Origin of the sequence: Aeromonas sp. s8 (assembly GCF_040907785.1) — a bacterium.
GTDB lineage: Bacteria > Pseudomonadota > Gammaproteobacteria > Enterobacterales > Aeromonadaceae > Aeromonas > Aeromonas veronii.
The window spans coordinates 116902-133420 of record NZ_JBFOCL010000040.1 but is presented as its reverse complement, the minus strand read 5'-3'; the positions used below and the strand labels follow the sequence as shown (position 1 = coordinate 133420).

General features: G+C 60.4%; 17 protein-coding genes and 1 riboswitch. Of the genes, 10 read left to right on the top strand and 7 right to left on the bottom strand.

The window, feature by feature from the left end:
• Positions 1–59 precede the first annotated feature (59 nt).
• From AB5Y86_RS13435 to AB5Y86_RS13420, 4 genes are all read left to right on the top strand, one after another.
• A complete protein-coding gene (locus AB5Y86_RS13435) occupies positions 60–962 on the top strand; it encodes an ROK family protein (protein ID WP_335875184.1) in 903 nt (300 codons plus the stop codon).
• Positions 963–1003: 41 nt separating this feature from the next.
• Positions 1004–1729, top strand: coding sequence for a copper homeostasis protein CutC (locus AB5Y86_RS13430; RefSeq protein WP_368193047.1), 726 nt, complete (start codon positions 1004–1006; stop codon positions 1727–1729).
• A gap of 150 nt (positions 1730–1879) precedes the next feature.
• The gene (locus AB5Y86_RS13425; protein WP_368193046.1) at positions 1880–2491 is read left to right on the top strand and encodes an FKBP-type peptidyl-prolyl cis-trans isomerase; all 612 of its coding nucleotides are present in this window, start codon (positions 1880–1882) and stop codon (positions 2489–2491) included.
• A 188-nt stretch (positions 2492–2679) separates the two neighbouring features.
• Positions 2680–2994, top strand: coding sequence for a DUF2845 domain-containing protein (locus tag AB5Y86_RS13420; RefSeq protein WP_279460892.1), 315 nt, complete (start codon positions 2680–2682; stop codon positions 2992–2994).
• 52 nt (positions 2995–3046) lie between these two features.
• Here AB5Y86_RS13420 and AB5Y86_RS13415 read toward each other — a convergent pair whose 3' ends face one another.
• Entirely contained in the window at positions 3047–3265 is a 219-nt protein-coding gene (locus AB5Y86_RS13415; RefSeq protein WP_005338403.1) for a DUF1107 family protein, read from the bottom strand.
• 203 nt (positions 3266–3468) lie between these two features.
• Here AB5Y86_RS13415 and yfcD point away from each other — a divergent pair, with 203 nt between their 5' ends.
• The gene (yfcD, locus tag AB5Y86_RS13410; RefSeq protein WP_021229132.1) at positions 3469–3951 is read left to right on the top strand and encodes an NUDIX hydrolase YfcD; all 483 of its coding nucleotides are present in this window, start codon (positions 3469–3471) and stop codon (positions 3949–3951) included.
• Between the two features lie 91 nt (positions 3952–4042).
• Here yfcD and AB5Y86_RS13405 read toward each other — a convergent pair whose 3' ends face one another.
• The gene (locus AB5Y86_RS13405; RefSeq protein ID WP_368193045.1) at positions 4043–4969 is read right to left on the bottom strand and encodes a phenylacetate--CoA ligase family protein; all 927 of its coding nucleotides are present in this window, start codon (positions 4967–4969) and stop codon (positions 4043–4045) included.
• Positions 4970–5124: 155 nt separating this feature from the next.
• Between AB5Y86_RS13405 and AB5Y86_RS13400 the strand changes: the two genes are divergently transcribed.
• A complete protein-coding gene (locus AB5Y86_RS13400) occupies positions 5125–5598 on the top strand; it encodes a peroxiredoxin (RefSeq protein ID WP_368193044.1) in 474 nt (157 codons plus the stop codon).
• 126 nt (positions 5599–5724) lie between these two features.
• Entirely contained in the window at positions 5725–6693 is a 969-nt protein-coding gene (locus AB5Y86_RS13395; RefSeq protein WP_100646525.1) for a calcium/sodium antiporter, read from the top strand.
• 84 nt (positions 6694–6777) lie between these two features.
• Here the strand turns inward: AB5Y86_RS13395 and AB5Y86_RS13390 are convergent, their stop codons facing one another.
• Entirely contained in the window at positions 6778–7944 is a 1167-nt protein-coding gene (locus AB5Y86_RS13390) for a type III PLP-dependent enzyme (RefSeq protein WP_368193043.1), read from the bottom strand.
• A 507-nt stretch (positions 7945–8451) separates the two neighbouring features.
• Positions 8452–8567: riboswitch (glycine riboswitch) on the top strand.
• A 107-nt stretch (positions 8568–8674) separates the two neighbouring features.
• Between AB5Y86_RS13390 and AB5Y86_RS13385 the strand changes: the two genes are divergently transcribed.
• The gene (locus AB5Y86_RS13385) at positions 8675–10051 is read left to right on the top strand and encodes a sodium:alanine symporter family protein (protein WP_005338391.1); all 1377 of its coding nucleotides are present in this window, start codon (positions 8675–8677) and stop codon (positions 10049–10051) included.
• A gap of 114 nt (positions 10052–10165) precedes the next feature.
• On the opposite strand, the gene AB5Y86_RS13380 is transcribed toward AB5Y86_RS13385, so the two are convergent.
• Together AB5Y86_RS13380 and AB5Y86_RS13375 are read right to left on the bottom strand one after the other, a co-directional pair.
• On the bottom strand, positions 10166–10882 hold the full coding sequence (locus AB5Y86_RS13380; RefSeq protein WP_368193042.1) for a protein ligase: 717 nt from the start codon (positions 10880–10882) through the stop codon (positions 10166–10168).
• Positions 10883–10984: 102 nt separating this feature from the next.
• A complete protein-coding gene (locus tag AB5Y86_RS13375; protein ID WP_368193040.1) occupies positions 10985–12382 on the bottom strand; it encodes a nucleobase:cation symporter-2 family protein in 1398 nt (465 codons plus the stop codon).
• A 246-nt stretch (positions 12383–12628) separates the two neighbouring features.
• Between AB5Y86_RS13375 and AB5Y86_RS13370 the strand changes: the two genes are divergently transcribed.
• The gene (locus AB5Y86_RS13370; RefSeq protein ID WP_005349944.1) at positions 12629–13750 is read left to right on the top strand and encodes a GGDEF domain-containing protein; all 1122 of its coding nucleotides are present in this window, start codon (positions 12629–12631) and stop codon (positions 13748–13750) included.
• Positions 13751–13783: 33 nt separating this feature from the next.
• Here AB5Y86_RS13370 and AB5Y86_RS13365 read toward each other — a convergent pair whose 3' ends face one another.
• Together AB5Y86_RS13365 and AB5Y86_RS13360 are read right to left on the bottom strand one after the other, a co-directional pair.
• Positions 13784–14032 carry a YciN family protein gene (locus AB5Y86_RS13365; RefSeq protein WP_005338382.1) on the bottom strand — a complete coding sequence of 83 codons (249 nt, stop codon included), beginning with the start codon at positions 14030–14032 and terminating at the stop codon, positions 13784–13786.
• Positions 14033–14155: 123 nt separating this feature from the next.
• Positions 14156–15535 (bottom strand): MATE family efflux transporter, encoded by a 1380-nt coding sequence (locus tag AB5Y86_RS13360; protein ID WP_005343930.1) that lies wholly within the window; start codon positions 15533–15535, stop codon positions 14156–14158.
• Positions 15536–15655: 120 nt separating this feature from the next.
• Between AB5Y86_RS13360 and AB5Y86_RS13355 the strand changes: the two genes are divergently transcribed.
• Positions 15656–16513 (top strand): helix-turn-helix transcriptional regulator, encoded by an 858-nt coding sequence (locus tag AB5Y86_RS13355; RefSeq protein ID WP_368193039.1) that lies wholly within the window; start codon positions 15656–15658, stop codon positions 16511–16513.
• Positions 16514–16519 lie beyond the last annotated feature (6 nt).

The following is a 16519-nucleotide window of genomic DNA, read 5'->3' as shown; positions in this document are numbered from 1 at the left end:
ATACAATGTCCCCCTTGGAACAGAGTTGGATAAACACGGGCTGACAAGGGAGTGCTGGCATGTATTACGGCTTTGATATCGGTGGCACCAAGATCGCTTTTGCGGTCTATGACGGTGCATTGAACCTGTGCCACGAGGAGCGCATGAGCACCCCGGGCAACGATTACGAGGGGCTGCAGCAGCTGATCCGCTCCCGGGTCGAGCAGGCAGATGCCCGCTTCGGCGCGCGGAGCTCGGTCGGCATCGGTTTCCCCGGTGTCATCAACAGCCATGATCACAGCATAGTGGCGGCCAATCTGCCCTCCATCAATGGTCGCCATCTGGGTGCCGATTTGGCCGAGCTGCTGGAGCGGCCGGTCAAGGTGGATAACGATGCCAACTGCTTCCTCTGGTCCGAAGTGCATCAGGGAGCCGCCGACGGCGCAGGCAGTGCGCTCGGCGTCACCATCGGCACCGGCATCGGCGGCGCTGTTTATCTGGCGGGCAAGCTTATTCAGGGGCGCAACTGGCTGGCTGGCGAGATTGGTCACTACCCCTTGCCCGCGACCATGCTGATGAAGTACCCCGAGTTGCCCCGTCCCCGTTGCGGCTGTGGCCGTCTGGTCTGTTTTGAAACCTATGCCTCCGGCACCGGTCTGGAGCGTCTCTATCACCATTTCCATGGCCAGCGCGCCACGGGTCACCAGATTGTGGGACGCTTCGAGGCCCATGAACCCCATGCGGTCGAGACGGTCGACTGCTGGTTGGAGATCATGGCCGCCGGGCTTGCCACCGCCATTTCGGTGATTGATCCCGAAGTGGTGGTGTTGGGGGGCGGCCTGAGCGGCCTGCCCACCCTCTATGAACAGCTGCCGCTGCGTCTGCCCGGTCACTTGCTGCCCGGGGTCGCCCTGCCCGAGATCCGCCAGGCCCGCTTCGGCGGCGCCGGTGGTGTGCGCGGCGCAGCCTTGCTCAATCTATGAGATCAGATGTGGGGTCTGATCTCCCCGAAAAAGGAGTCCTCATGACCCGTCTTGAAATCTGTATCGACAACCTGGAATCCCTGTTTACTGCCCAGCAATCCGGGGCAGATCGCATCGAGCTTTGCTCTGCGCTGGGTCTGGGCGGCCTGACCCCCTCCTACGGTTTTATGCAGCAGGCGGCCCGCCATGCCACAGTGCCGGTTTATGCCATGATCCGCCCGCGCGCCGGGGATTTTTGCTTCAACGACGGCGAGTTCGAGATGATGCTGCAAGATATCGCGGCCGCACGTGCTGCGGGGCTGCAAGGGGTGGTGGTCGGTTTGCTGGATGAGGAGGGGCGGGTGCCTGCAGCCAAACTCAAACAGCTGGTGGATGCAGCAGGGCCGTTGGGAGTCACCTTCCATCGCGCCATCGACCTCTCTTACGACTGGCGCCTCGATCTGGAGACCATAGTCGCTGCCGGTTGCGAGCGCATTCTGAGCTCGGGCCATGCGCCGACCGCGTTGGCGGGGCTGGAAACCCTGCAGGAGATGCAACAAGCGCTGGCGGGGCGTGCCAGCCTGATGCCGGGGGCCGGGGTCAATGCCGACAATGTGCGTACCATCATCGAGTTCACCGGAGTGAGCGAAGTGCATATGTCCGGCATGGGCTGGCGCGGTGGCATGGTGCCGCACGGAGTGAATATGGGTACTTCGGATGATGGTCGGGTCAATATCACCGATGGCGCCAAGGTGGCTGCGGTCAGAGTCTTGCTGGATCGCGGTTAAGCAGATCGCCGCCGTTGGGCGGCGTTCATCCGCATCTTGTGTGAAGTTCCTCCCACTGACGGGGAAATCAGGGGCGCCCCCGGCAGCACCCCGGCCAAAAGTCTGATATTATCCCGCCTCTTTACTACATGGATCTGGAGCAACATCTCAATGTCCCAATACGACTCTATCGAACAGAAGGCCAGCTATGGCATCGGCCGCAACATGGGTGATCAGCTGGCGCAGCAAGCCTTCGCCGGTCTGGATATCCCGGCCCTGCAACAAGGTCTGGCAGATGCCCTGAATGGTCTGGAGTTCGCGGTCAGCCGTGACGATATCAATGATGCCTTCCAGGTGATCACTGCGCGTATGCAAGAAGAGCAGGAAGCCGCCGCCAAGGCCGCCGCTGCTGACGGCGAAGCCTTCCTGGCTGACAACGCCAAGCGCGCTGAAGTGAAGGTGACCGACTCCGGTCTGCAGTACGAAGTGCTGGTAGAAGGCAACGGTGCCGTTCCGGTAGCCGGTCAGTCCGTGCGTGTGCACTACCACGGTACCTTCACCCACGGTGGCGTATTCGACAGCTCCGTCGCTCGCGGCCAGCCGGCTGAATTCCCGGTGACCGGCGTGATCGCTGGCTGGGTTGAAGCGCTGCAGCTGATGCAGGTTGGTTCCAAGTGGAAGCTCTACATCCCCCACGATCTGGCCTACGGTGCCCGTGGCGCGGGCTCCATCCCGCCTTACTCTGCACTGGTATTTGAAGTCGAGCTGCTGGACATCCTGTGATCCTGCTGGCTTGATGCAAACGGCGACCCTCGGGTCGCCGTTTGTTTTTGGGCTATGTGATAGACAGCATTTGTCGCGTCCAGCGGGCTGGAGAGCAGAAAAGGGCGGCACTTTTGCGCTTTTTACTGGTTTTTTCAGAAACGGGAACAGGCATACTGCGACTCATTAGAGAGGATAAGGAGAACCCGATGAGCAAGAAGATGAAGAAAGTAGCGGGGCTTGCTCTGTTGCTGCTGAGCATTCCGGCCAGTGCTGATGCCATGCGCTGCAAGAACGCCCTGATCACCGAGGGAGACACCACCGCCGAGATGCTGCTCAAGTGCGGCGAGCCGATGTTGCGGGAAGATATTACCCGTAACGAGGAGAATCTGCACGGCACTGTGGTTGAGGTCAAATATGGTGAACGCTGGACCTACAACTTCGGCAAGAACGAGTTCATGCGCTTTGTGACGGTGCGCAACGGCATCATTACCGATATCGAAAACGGCCCGCGCGGCCAGTAGCCGGCGGGCAAAGCATGGATGCACAACAGACAGTAGGGCAAGACCCTTTGACTCACATGTCCGGCAAGGGGTCGCGGTGACCAAGTTGTCTGACAGCCAGATTGATCTGGCGAGCCAGTCTTAGCCGCTGGCGGCAGGTCAGGCCATGGAGGCTGATCCTGCCCGCGTTGAATTCAAATGTCCCCAGCGACTCGATGGCAAAATAGCCTCGATGAAAGCTCTTGATGTAGCGAGCGATCTGCCGTGGGGATAACTGCTTGAATACCTTCATCACACGGTTCCCTGATTGCCTGGACAGGGCACACTATGGTGTCGGTCGATGACACTGATATGACGGTTTATAAAGATTTGCATGAATCCTTATTTTGCCAGTGAGCTCGGCAAATTGACGGCGTCATTGAAAAAGTTGTGCCATGACAAACCACCGCACCGATATACTGCGGGCTTGAATGGAACAAATAAAAGGGCCTGTGCGTGGAATGGGTTGATGTGGTGGACGGGAACAACCGGGTGATTGGCGTGGCCGAGCGAGCCAAGGTGCGGCGGGAGAATCTCTGCCATCGCGCCAGCTATATTCTGGTACTCGACGACGCGGATCGGATCCTGGTGCAGCGACGCACCCTCAGCAAGGATTTCTGCCCCGGTATGCTGGATGCCTGCGCCGGTGGCGTGGTCACCACCGGTGAGGAGATGGAGCGCTCCGCCCGCCGCGAGCTGGCCGAAGAGCTGGGGATTATGGATGTTCCCCTGCAGGGCTTTGGCAGCTTTTATGCGGAAGGGGAGGGCTACCGGGTCTGGGGTGGCCTCTTCAGTTGCCGTTATCAGGGGCCGCTGCAGTTGCAGGCCGAAGAGGTGAGCGCGGTGCACTGGATGAGCCTGGCCGAGATTGCCGAGCGCGCCAGCGAATTTACCCCCGACTCCCTGCTCGCCATCGCCACCTGGCAGGCGAGACGCTAACGTCTCTCTTTAGATATTTTCTTTTCCAGTTCAGAGACAAGACGGGCAGCCTGATGGCTGCCCGTCTGCCTTTGTGCATTTACTTGGTCTGCTACACCAGCTTGAGGCGCCGGTTGGTGCGCCCGCAAGCGCTCTGCTTGGCGAGCCAGTGCCCCTGCCAGTCGGTGGCCAGACGCAGTAGGGGATACTCCAGATCGAGTCGGGTCACCACCAGCTGGCCGGTCTCGTCGCCACTCACGGGATTGCCGCTGGCGGGATCGATGATTTCGACGATGCAGCTCTCGTTGACGATAAAGCCCTGACCGGGCTGACTCTCGTAGGCCACCACCCCCACATCCTGCCACACCAGACAGTTGAGGGCCGCAATGCCGTGAATGGCGCGCAGTGGCGCGGTTTCAGGATGGGTTGCTTCACACAATAAGGCGCGGCGCAGCGAGTCGCTCGGGATCTCCGCTGCCTCGGCCGCTTCCAGCAGGTCGAGCAGGGTCACCAGCGGGCCGACATAGCCGGTGGGTTGATAGCGCAGCAGTGCCTCCAGCTGGCGCTGGGTATCCTGGGGCCCGCAGGGTACCACTGGAGCCCCCAGTTGGCGGGCGCCGTTATCGAAGATAAAGGCGGTGGGGCCAGCATGATAGTCGTGGCCGTTGAGCATCACTTCCCCCGCCTTGAAACCGGCGGCAAACAGTGCTCGGGCGGCCCCCCACCAGTCAGCACCCGCATATTCGGGGATGGCCAGCTGGCCCGGACAGGAGAAGACCCGCAACGCCTGACTGGCCGGACGGCCGGTGAGACCGGCAAAGGGGGGATGAGCCTGCTGGGCGGCAAAGAGTTCTTTGCTGTCGAGCAGTGGCAGGGTGGCCAGCTCTGCCAGATCCTCGAGGCGGCACTGGCGATAGGCGCTGGAGTAACCGGCGCAATATTGACTGACATGGGTAAGCTGATGATTTAGCTGGTCCAGTTGCTGCTGTTCGCGCATGGCGGGGGGACGAATTTCCAGACCATCGTAATAGTGTTGCATGGGGCCTCCTGGCGCCGTGAAACCAGCTCAAGAGTAGTCTGCCCAAGGGGAAAATGCCTGCCGCTATCCATGGTCAGGCTCAGAGCCGCTGTTAGGCGGCATCGTCACTCAGGGATAAACTGGCGACTTCCCATCACGACTCAGGACGAGAAATCATGATTGCTGTAGGACAACCCCTGCCTGCGGGCGAATTTACCTTTATCACCGCCGAGGGTAAGCAGTTGCGGGATAGCCAGACGCTGTTCGCCGGTAAAAAAGTAGTGCTGTTTGCGGTACCCGGTGCTTTTACTCCCACCTGCTCCAATGCCCACCTGCCCGGTTATGTGGTGCTGGCCGATCAGTTTATGGCCAAAGGGGTGGATGCCATCTGCTGTCTGTCGGTCAACGATGCTTTCGTGATGCGTGCCTGGCAGACGGCCCAGAATGCCGAGGCGATCACCATGCTGGCAGATGGCGATGGCAGCTGGACCCGGGCGCTGGGCTTGGCCAAGGATACCGGCGCCTTTGGCGGCATCCGTGCCCAGCGCTTTGCGTTGATCGCCAACGATGGTGTGGTCGAGCAGCTGTTTGTGGAGGCTCCGGGCAAGTTCGAGGTCTCCGATGCCGCGAGCCTGCTGGCTGTGCTGTGAAATGTTAATCACGGTTTGATTTCCCCTTGAAATGGAAGGTGGCACAGCTACACTGGCGCCACTTTCCCATGGTGCCTGCCCGTTCGGGCTGGCGCTTCGTTGCAGATAACAAGAGATGAAGATCCTATGACCCTGGCTTTTGTTGCCCTGATTGCCGGACTGGCGCTGCTGGTCTGGAGCGCAGACAAGTTTGTCGACGGCGCTGCCGCCACCGCCCGTTATGCGGGGATGCCGCCGCTGCTGATCGGCATGGTGATCATCGGTTTTGGTACCTCGGCCCCGGAGATGGTGGTTTCGGCGCTGGCGGCGTCCCAGGGCAATCCCGGGTTGGCGCTCGGCAATGCCTATGGCTCCAACATCACCAATATCGCGTTGATCCTGGGTCTGACGGCACTGATCAGCCCTATCGCGGTGGCCTCTCAGGTAGTACGCAAGGAGATCCCGATCCTGCTCGGTATTACCCTGCTCTCTGGCGCCCTGCTGATCGATGGCCATCTGGGCCGGATGGATGCGGTCATTCTGGGGGCCGTCTTCGTTGCCCTGATGGGCTGGTCTATCTGGGCTGGCATGAATGGCAAGGGAGATGCGCTGGATACCGAGACCGCCGAGGATATCGAGAGCGAGGGGATGTCCCTCAAGAGCGCTATCTTCTGGCTGGTGGTCGGGCTGGTGCTGCTGATCGGTGCTTCCCGTCTACTGGTCTGGGGGGCGGTGACCATCGCTCAGGCGCTTGGTATCAGCGATCTGGTGATTGGCCTCACCATAGTCGCGGTGGGAACCTCCTTGCCGGAGCTGGCCTCGTCGCTGATCGCCATTCGCAAGAACGAGCATGATCTGGCCCTTGGCAACGTGCTCGGCTCCAACCTGTTCAACACCCTGGCGGTGGTGGGGATCGCGGCGGGCATCCACCCGCTCGATGTGGCGCCGGAGGTGCTCACCCGTGACTGGAGCATCATGATGGGGCTGACCCTGCTGCTGCTGGTGATGTGTCTGGGCCGCAAGGGGCAGGGCCGTATCAACCGGCTGGAGGGGGGCTTGCTGCTGACCTGCTTCGTCGCCTACACCGGCTGGCTGCTGACCAGTCAGTTTATCTGATAGGGGTTGGTGAAATGAGAGAGGGGGAAGCTCAAGCTTCCCCCTCTTGTTTTTGCCCAGTGAACCTGTTGGCGAGCGGTGTGCTCAGGCTACTGCCACCAGCTTCTGCCCCTTCTGGCTGCTGTCCAGAATCAGGATGCTGGCCTTGGGGAAGAAGTTGAAGGTGGAGGCGGAGGCCCAGGTGTAGGCACCCATTACCTTGCCTACCACCAACTCGCCGATAGCCAAATCCGGCAGCATGATGCCGTCGCGGATCACATCCACGCTGTCGCAGGTGGGGCCTGAAAGCACCGAATTGTGCTGCTCGCCACTGGCATAAGGTGTGCTAACCGGATAGGTGACGTGGTCATAGAGCTGGCCGTTGTAGCTGCCGTAGAGACCGTCATCCAGGTAGTACCAGATCTTGTCGCCGCGGTGCGCCTTGCCCATCACGCTTGATACCGAAGTCATGGCCGGCGCGCTGATAAAGCGGCCCGGTTCGGCAATCTTCTGCACGGTAGCGGGCAACTTGGCCAGCGCTTCGCGGATCGGCGCGCAGAAGCCGTCGATATCGAACTCGCCCCCCTCATAATCCACCGGGAAACCGCCGCCGATATCCAGCACCCAGGGCTTGAGCCCGAGCGCCCAGGCCTGCTCCATGATCTCGCGGCAGGCGTCGATGGCCTGCACATGGCGACGGGCGTGGGGTACTTGGGAGCCGACGTGGAACGACAGCCCCATCACCTTGATCCCCTTGGCGTGGGCCAGTTGCAGCAGCGGCAGCGCCTGCTCCGGAGTGCAGCCGAACTTCTTGGAGAGATCGACCTTGGTCTCGGGGTTCGGGAAGCTGACCCGCAGTAGCAGTTTCACTTCGTCCTTGTAGGGAATGAACTTCTCCAGCTCCAGCGGGTTGTCGTAGACAAACACGGTGCAGCCAAACTCCAGCGCATAACGGATATCGCTGTCGCGCTTGATGGGATGGGTATGAATGCAACGTCCCGGGCGAACCCCCTGACTGCGCACCAGATCCACTTCGCCATTGGTGGCCAGATCGAAACAGGCCCCCTCTTCCTTCAAGACAGAGACCACCGCCTCATGGGGCAGGGGTTTGAGTGCATAGTGCAATCGTACATCGGGCAGGGCGGCGGCCAGGGCCCGATACTGTTTGCGGACGGCTGCCTTGTCGAGCAGCAGCAGGGGGGAGCCGAATTGTTCAACCAGCGGACGGTAATCTTGTGCGACCACATCTTTTGCAACCAGGGTCTCGTTCATTCTCTTTTGGTCATCCTTAGGGGGCGTGATATGCCCAAGCCATATGCGATTGAACCGGCGACGGCCGGGTCAGGCGAGCGGTCCGGTGGGACCAACCGAACACAGTGCATAAATTGATGGCAAAGTGCTTGGTTATGCAGCGGATTATCGGCTTATTGATTCTGTGTGCAAGCATTTTGATTGGATATGTCGGCAAGATTTTCTTGGCGAAACGAGAGGGATCACTGTTCTCTATCCGCCATTTTTCCCGTTTGGGCCACATTTGATGCGTGATAGCCTAACTTGTTGATAGTTAACTAACATTTAACATTCTTGCCGCGGTTCTGGTGGTCACTAAAAAAATATAAATGGGGGCGGCCAAGTGCGAGACAGCTCACATTTTTTGGATTAACATGCCGACTTCCTAATCCAAACTAGTTCGGATGAAGGTAGCAGGAGAGCGATGGGCAACCATCCACCGAAGAAGTGAATCTTTCAGGTACTGGGCAACCGGTGTGGACTGCTACTGGACGATACTCTGGAGAGACCCGTTAAATCGGGCGCCGAAGGAGCAAGGCACCATGACTACCCGCAAGGGCAGGCTGGCGCCGGAAACTCTCAGGCAAAAGGACAGAGGGGATGGGATGGTTGTACCTGGGCTTGGCCCGCATCCGATCGCCTCTGGCCGATCGTGACACCTATGGGAAGATCATCCTTCTCCTCCTTAATTTCTGTTTCTTAAGGAGGATGCATGTCATCAATTCAATCGGCGTTAACCGCCATCGATAGCTTTATCTGGGGGCCGCCCCTGCTGATCCTGCTGGTCGGGACCGGTATCTATCTCACCCTGCGTCTGGGTCTGCTTCAGGTGGTGCGCTTGCCGCTCGCTCTGCGGCTGGTTTTTGGTCGCGATCAGGGGCAGGGCAAGCAGGGAGATGTCTCCAGCTTCGGCGCCCTCTGTACCGCACTCTCTGCCACCATCGGCACCGGCAATATCGTCGGGGTGGCCACCGCCATCAAGCTCGGTGGTCCCGGTGCCCTGTTCTGGATGTGGATGGCGGCGCTGTTCGGCATGGCCACCAAGTACGCCGAGTGTCTGCTGGCGGTGAAATATCGCGAGCAGGATGCCAACGGCCAGATGGCGGGTGGCCCCATGTACTATCTGGAGAAGGGGCTCGGCTCCAAGCCGCTGGCCAAGCTGTTTGCCCTGTTTGGCATCGGCGTGGCCTTCTTCGGCATCGGTACCTTCCCTCAGGTCAATGCCATCTCCGACGCCATGAGCCTCTCCTTCTCGGTGCCCCGTGAAGCGACCGCCGTGGTGCTGACCCTGATCGTGGCGCTGGTGACCCTGGGAGGGATCAAGTCCATATCCAGCGTGTCGAGCAAGGTGGTGCCCTTCATGGCCATCTTCTACATCGTCGCCTGTCTGGGCGTGCTGGTGAACAACGCCAGCGCCCTGCCCGATGCCGTCATGCTGGTGATCGAGAGTGCCTTCACCGGCCATGCGGCGACCGGCGGCTTCGTCGGTGCCAGCATCATGCTGGCCATTCAGTCCGGGGTGGCGCGCGGGGTCTTCTCCAACGAATCGGGACTGGGCTCTGCGCCCATCGCGGCGGCGGCAGCCAAGACCGATTCGTGCGTGGAGCAGGGGCTGGTCTCCATGACAGGTACCTTCATCGACACCATCATCATCTGCACCATGACCGGCCTGACCCTGGTGGTGACCGGGGTGTGGAGCGGCGATGCAAGCGGTGCGGCCATGACCAGTCTGGCCTTTGCCCAGGGGCTCGATGCTCATGTCGGCCAGTATCTGGTGAGCATTGGCCTGCTGTTCTTCGCCTTTACCACCATCCTTGGCTGGAACTACTACGGCGAGCGCTGCACCGAGTACCTGTTCGGGGTGAAGGCAATCAAGCCCTATCGTCTGGTCTATCTGGCGCTGGTGGCGAGCGGTGCTTTCCTCCATCTGGATATGATTTGGCTGCTGGCCGATATCGTCAACGGCCTGATGGCGGTGCCCAACCTCATCGGCCTGATTGGCCTGCGCCATGTGGTGATCGCCGAGACCCGCGCCTACTTTAGCCGTGATCTGGATAGCGAAGCCGAGCCGGAGCCGCAGACGGCCTGAACGCCTCAGCCCGTTTCACGTTCCCATTGAAAAGAACAAGCCACGACTCCGGTCGTGGCTTTTTTGTGCGCCGTGTCTCTGGATGGGGACTTTCCCTCTCCCTTCGGGATAAGGTCAGGATGAGGAGGATAGCCCCTCGCTCAGCAGGCTATCCAGACGTGCTCGCACTTTCTCTACCAGTGCCTGATCGCTACCGTGCCAATCGATGCAGCTTGCTAGCGTGGTGGAGGTTCCCGCCATAAAACGCAGCTCGCCGCCCGCCAGCTCGTAGAAGCGGCTCGCCATTCTGGTTCCCTCATCCACATCACCCGCCACCAGCAGCATGGCTTGCGCCAGCACGGCGCCTTGGTGATCCTGCCCCGGCGCCAGCCAGCGCTGGGCGGTACCGGTGATCTTGCGTCCCCCGATCACCAGATTGTACTGACCATCGCAAAAGGAGCCGGGTACGAAGTCATAGCTTCCCTCAAGGCCGTACTCCGCCAGCAGGGTCAGCAGTGGCGCCCCCAGCAGCCGGTAGTAGTGGGCGAGATCTGTGGTGGTACGAGGCAGCAGCAGGGATAGGTTGAGGATCCCCGCCCCGTGGGGCACGGCGGTGCCGCCACTGTCGCGCACATGTACCGGCCAGCCTTCAGCTGCAAGTTGCTGGCAGGCAGCTTCGTAACGGGGGAGGCGGGTATCCTTGCGAGTGACAATCAGGCATTGGGGCGCCTGCCACAGGTGAGCGCGGGGCTGGCCGTCATGGGCACAGTCGCGCAGCCAGCACTGCTCTTGCGCCAGTATCTGTGCGGGTGAAGCGGTATTGGATAGGGGGGAGAGCAGGCGATAGGGCATGGCGGCATCCTCAAAAAAGGCTGCCCAGCACACTACCCGTGGCGACTGGCAAGGTAAAGCCCCGCAGTGCGGGGCTTGGGTTGGCTATCGGTGGACGATGTCTCAGGAGTGGCGCGCTTCGCGCTTGGGCAGCAGCAGGTTGAGCACGATGGCGGTGATGCCACCGGTGGCGACGCCGTAGGAGAGCACACTCTTGGCCAGCTCCGGCAGGTGTTGCAGCACTTCCGGCACCTGTGCGACCCCCAGCCCCATGGCCAGCGACACTGCCAGGATCATCAGGGCGCGGCGATCCAGCTCCTCGCGGGCAATGATGCGCACGCCAGCGGCGGCGATGGTGCCGAACATCACGATAGTGGCGCCCCCCAGCACGGGCTCGGGGATCTGCTGCACCAGACTGGCGACCGCCGGGAACAGGCCAAGCAGCGCCAGCATGGCGGCGATAAAGAGCCCGACGTGACGGCTGGCGACGCCGGTCAGCTGAATGACGCCGTTATTCTGGGCGAAGGTGGACATGGGGAAGGTGGAGAAAACTGCCGCCAGCATGGAGTTGGCACCATCGGCCAGCACGCCGCCTTTGATCCGCTCCATATAGACAGGCCCTTCCAGCGGCTCGCCGGAGATGTCCGAGGTGGCGGTCATGTCGCCGATCGCTTCGAGCGCCGTGACCACGAAGATGATGGCGAGCGGCACGAACAGCTGCCAGTCAAAGCCGAGACCGTAGTGGAGCGGAATGGGCACCACCACCAGCGGGCCGTCGAAGGTGGGGGCGCTCACTTTGCCCAACAGCAGGGCCACGGCATAGCCCGCCAGCATGGCGATCATGATGGCGGAGAGGCGCAACCAGGGGTTGCGACTGCGTTGCAGCAACACGATAAGGCCGAGCACCAGCAGGGAGAGGAAGAGGTTGGTGTGACTGGCGAAGCTGCCATCAGAGAGGGCTGCATAGCCGCCGCCCATGCTGATGAGACCGACCTTGATCAGGGTCAGGCCGATCAGCAGCACCACTATGCCGGTGACCAGCGGAGTGATGATCCGTTTCACCAGATGGAGGAAGCGGCTCATCACCACGATAGTGAGTGCGGCAACCATCATGGTGCCGAACAATGTGCCCAACAGATCCTCGGTGGGCATGGCCGCCTGTTTGAGGGCGAGACCGGAGGCGATGATGGGGCCGAGGAAGTTGAAGCTGGTGCCCTGTACCGAGAGCAGGCCGGAACCGATGGGGCCGAAGCGGCGGGTTTGAATGAAGGAGGCGATGCCGGACATGACCAGCGACATGGAGACGATATAACGGGTGTCGGCGGCAGGGAGGCCGAGGGCATTGGCGATAATCAGGGGCGGGGTAATGATGGCGACAAACATGGCGAGCATATGCTGCAGGGCGGCGAACAGCGTCTGGGGCAGAGGCGGGACATCCTCTATGCCATAGACCAGTTCGCTATGGGCTCGCCTGGGTGGATGTGCCTCTCGATTGGCGCGTGTGACAGCAGCCTGTTCCATAAGTACCTCGAATTGTGTGGGGAGGGGGAGAAAATTGGGCGCTATTGTAGTGATTGAAATGAGGCTGACCAGCGCTAATTATGCAAAAAAAGGTTTATTTTTTGATGGGTTGAAACGTTTGCGCGCTGAGATTATCATCTGTCGGTTTGTGTGATCGACCTCTCCTTTTTATTCTCCCCGCTAATGACATTTTTACCACTTTGTAGGTGTAGAATGAGCCCTCAGTATTCATCGTGGAGACTCTGGATGCTCAAGTTGTCAGAGTTCTGGAGTGCGAGGGTTCACTCCGAAGATTTTACTCGTACTCGCATGGGGTTTATGACGGTGCGGTTGCGCCTGCTGACCTGCTTGCTGATGCTTGGATTGCCCGCCTGGGCAGTGGTGGATTGGTTGACCTTGCCCGCCGTTCATTTCGAGCAGCTGTTCCAGGCCAGGATCTTCTGCACCCTGGCGCTCTCGCCACTTATTCCGCTCTCGTACCTCATCCACTTCAAGCGGGAAAGAATGAAGCTGGCCCTTGGCTACCTGATGGCCGTGATGATGCTCTTCTCCCTCTTCTGCCTGAACAGCTTTGGCGCCGGACAGGAGTTGCAGGCGGGTTATGCGGCCTTTCCCTATCTGCTGATCACCCTGTTTGCCATCTTCCCCATCCCCCTATCCCTCGGCTTGCAACTGGCAGGCGTGGTACTGGTGACCATGCTGCTGGGCCACTGGCTGCTGGTGGGACAGAGCATCTGGAGTCAGGCCACCCTGAATCAGGTGTGGGTGCTCGGCATGTTTACCATGGCCAGTTGCTGGGTGCAGTGCGGCCAGCTCAATATGCTGCTGCGGCTATATCGGGAATCGACCACTGATGAGCTGACCGGCATGATGAACCGCCGCCTGCTGATGAAGCAGCTGGAGCAGGCCAGAATCCGGCTGCAACTCAAGAAGAAGCCCTTTGCGGTGATGCTGCTGGATCTCGATCGCTTCAAGCGGATCAACGATATCTACGGCCATCTGGCGGGGGATGCGGTGCTCAAGGAGGTGGCGACCACCCTGGGCGAGCAGCTGGAGCCTGACATGGTGCTGGGGCGTTATGGCGGCGAAGAGTTTGCTATCCTGATGCACAACTGTGCCGATCCGGCGCTGGCGAGCAAAATGGCCGAGCGGCTGCGCATTGCCGTTGAGGCGCGGCTGGTGAAGAGTCCCACTTCGGATGAATTGCTGGAGGTGACGGTGAGTATCGGGATTGCCATGGCTCGTTCCGATGACACCATCGATATTCTGATCAACCGTGCCGACGAGTGTCTCTATCAGGCCAAGATGGCGGGACGCAACTGCGTGGTGGTTGAGGGGCAGAACCGCGCAAAAACAGATGCCGCCTGAGGGCGGCATCCTGTTGGCAATGTGCTGGCGAGATCAGGCCAGCTTGTACTTGCCGGAGAGTTGCTGGGCCAGCAGCTTGAACATGTTGAAGACCGCCATGGTCTTGCCGGTCGGGGTGCCATCTTCGGCCAGGAAATACTCCCCCTTGAACACCAGAATATCCCCCTTCTGCTCCACCGAATCGGCGCGCATACCGTGGATGAAGTCTTCATGCTCTTTAATGATCTTGTTGGCCATCTCAAGCAGGGCCGTCTCGGTGATCAGCTCTTTCTGTGGTTGCATGCTCGTCTCCTTAAACGACTACTGGACAGGGAGATCGTGGATCCCTGCCTCTGATTGAAGAGGCGCCCAGCATACTGCAAACAGGGTTTTTCTGTCATTGATATGACCCCGATTTGTGGCTGTTTATCCGATCACCAGATTCTTCAACCAGCAGCGCTGGCGAATACGGCGCTGCACCAGCAACACCTTGCTGAGCTCCTCCAGCAAGACCACCGCCACCACCCAGGAGAGGGGCCAGCCGAGTAGCGTGACCGCCACCCAGGCGAGCGGGATGCCGATGCACCACATGCCGACGATGTCGATAAAGATGCTGTAGTTAACATCGCCGCCAGAGCGCAGCACCCCGATGATCCCCACCATGTTGAACACCTTGAGCAGCATCCCGAGACACATGATGCCGAGCACCTGACCCGCCTCCGTCATCAGCTCGGGGGGCAGGTTGCCGACCCACTGCAGCAGGTTGGCTTGCAGCAACCAGACGATGATCCCCACCAGTAGCGCGCCAATCGGTGCCAGCAGCAGGAACAGCTGGGAGTGCTGCCAGGCAATCTCGTACTCCTCGGCCCCGAGCCGGTGGCCGAGCAGGGTGGAGCAGGCCACCGCCAGTCCGAAGAAGAGGGAGATAAGGATGCTCTCCAGGGTGCCGAGGGTGGTCATGATGGCCAGCGAGTCAGTGCCAAGATGGGCGTAGAGAAAGCCGTAAATCAGCATGCCGAAGGCCCAGAGGCCGTCATGGAACAGCAGCGGCAGGGCGATCAGGGTAAAGCGCACCACCTCCTTGCGCTTGAAGGCGGCCAGCCAGTCTGGTGCACGCGGGATCAGGCGCGCCTCATAACGCTTTACGTAGAGCAGCAGCAGGGCTGTCTGCAGCAGCCGGGAAATGGTGGTGCCCCAGGCCGAACCGGCGACCCCCATCGCCTCGAAGCCGAAGTGACCGAAGATGAGGGCGTAGTTGAGGATGACGTTGGCGATGATGGCGATAATGCCGATGCGAGTCGGCGCGGCGGCATTGCCGACCGAGCGCAGGGCTGACTCCAGCGGCACCACGATGGCGGTACAGAGGATGGTAGCGCCGGTGATCATCAGGAATTGATCCGCCAGCTCGCGCAGTGCCGGATCCTGACTGGCAAAGCCGAGTACGCTGCCCGGTGATAACACATAGATGAAGGCAAAGGGCAGGGTGACCAGCAGGGCGCCCACTATGGCCAGCGCCAGGGAGCGGCGCACCCCGGCCATCTCACCTCGCCCGAAGTATTGTGCTGCCAATACCGAGACCCCGCCCGCGAGGCCCGCTATCACCAGCAGATTGAAGAAGAAGACCCGGTTACCCAAGCCGACCGCCGCCACAGCCGTGGTGCCAAGCTGGCTCACCATCATGATATCGATGAGGCCGAGCAGGGAGAACATCATGGATTGCAGCGAGACAGGCAGAGCCAGCCGCCACAATCGGGTCATGAACTCGCGATCGGTGGTTTGTTTTAAAATCGCTTGCCAATAATTCATAGTTGTTAACCGAGTATGAGAAAAGCAAGGTTTGTCAGGGGTATGATAGGGGCTGATGAGGCTCTTCTCACTGTGAGTAGCTCTCGATTTTCTTGTGTAAAACTATCCTGTTGAGGTGTTATGCCATTTGCCAGCGAGTGTCTGGAGATAGCGCCAGCCTGTGAAGAGCAGATGCTGGGACGTGAAGGGCTGCCCCTGCTCGGCGAGGCAGGGATCTTCCTGACCGGCCTCTCCCGCGTGCGGGATCACTACCTCATCCGCCGCAATCGCCCCGAGTTTCACATCCTGATGATGAGTCATGATGAGGGGGGCGCGCTGCTCACCGACGAGGGGGAGCAAGCCATTCCGGCCGGGTCGCTGATTTTCCTGCCCGCCGCCGTGCCCGGTGGTCTCAAGCTGATTGGCGAAAGCTGGCAGATCAGCTGGATTTTGCTCGATGACGTGCCGCGCTGGCAGCACCTGCATCGCCTTGGTCACCGTATCTGGCAAGGGGATGGCGGCGATCAGCTCTACCATCTGCTCAGCCTGATGCAGGGGGAAGGGGTTCGCTCTTCGCTGCAACCTCAACTGCTCAGCCTGTTGCTGGCGCTGCTGGAGCGCACCCTGCAAGGGGAGGTGCGCGGTACCCCTGAACTCAGGTTGCAGGCACTGTTTCGCCGGGTGGAGGCGCGCCTGGACGAACCCTGGAGTGTCGCCCTGCTGGCCCGACAGATGGCCTGCTCCGTTCCCCATCTGTACCGGCTCTGTCAGCAAGCGTTCGGTATGGGGCCGATGGCGAGGGTGACCGAGCTCAGAATGAACAAGGCGCGCCAGCTGCTGCTCTATACCAACTGGCCACTTGGCGAGCTGGCGGCCCGGGTCGGTTACAGCGATGGGGCCAACTTTGCCAACCGCTTTCGTCGTCTGACTGGTCAGACCCCCGGCGCCTTTCGTCGACTGGGTCGCAAACCTTTTGCAACGGATGTGCAAACTCTTTGAAATTAA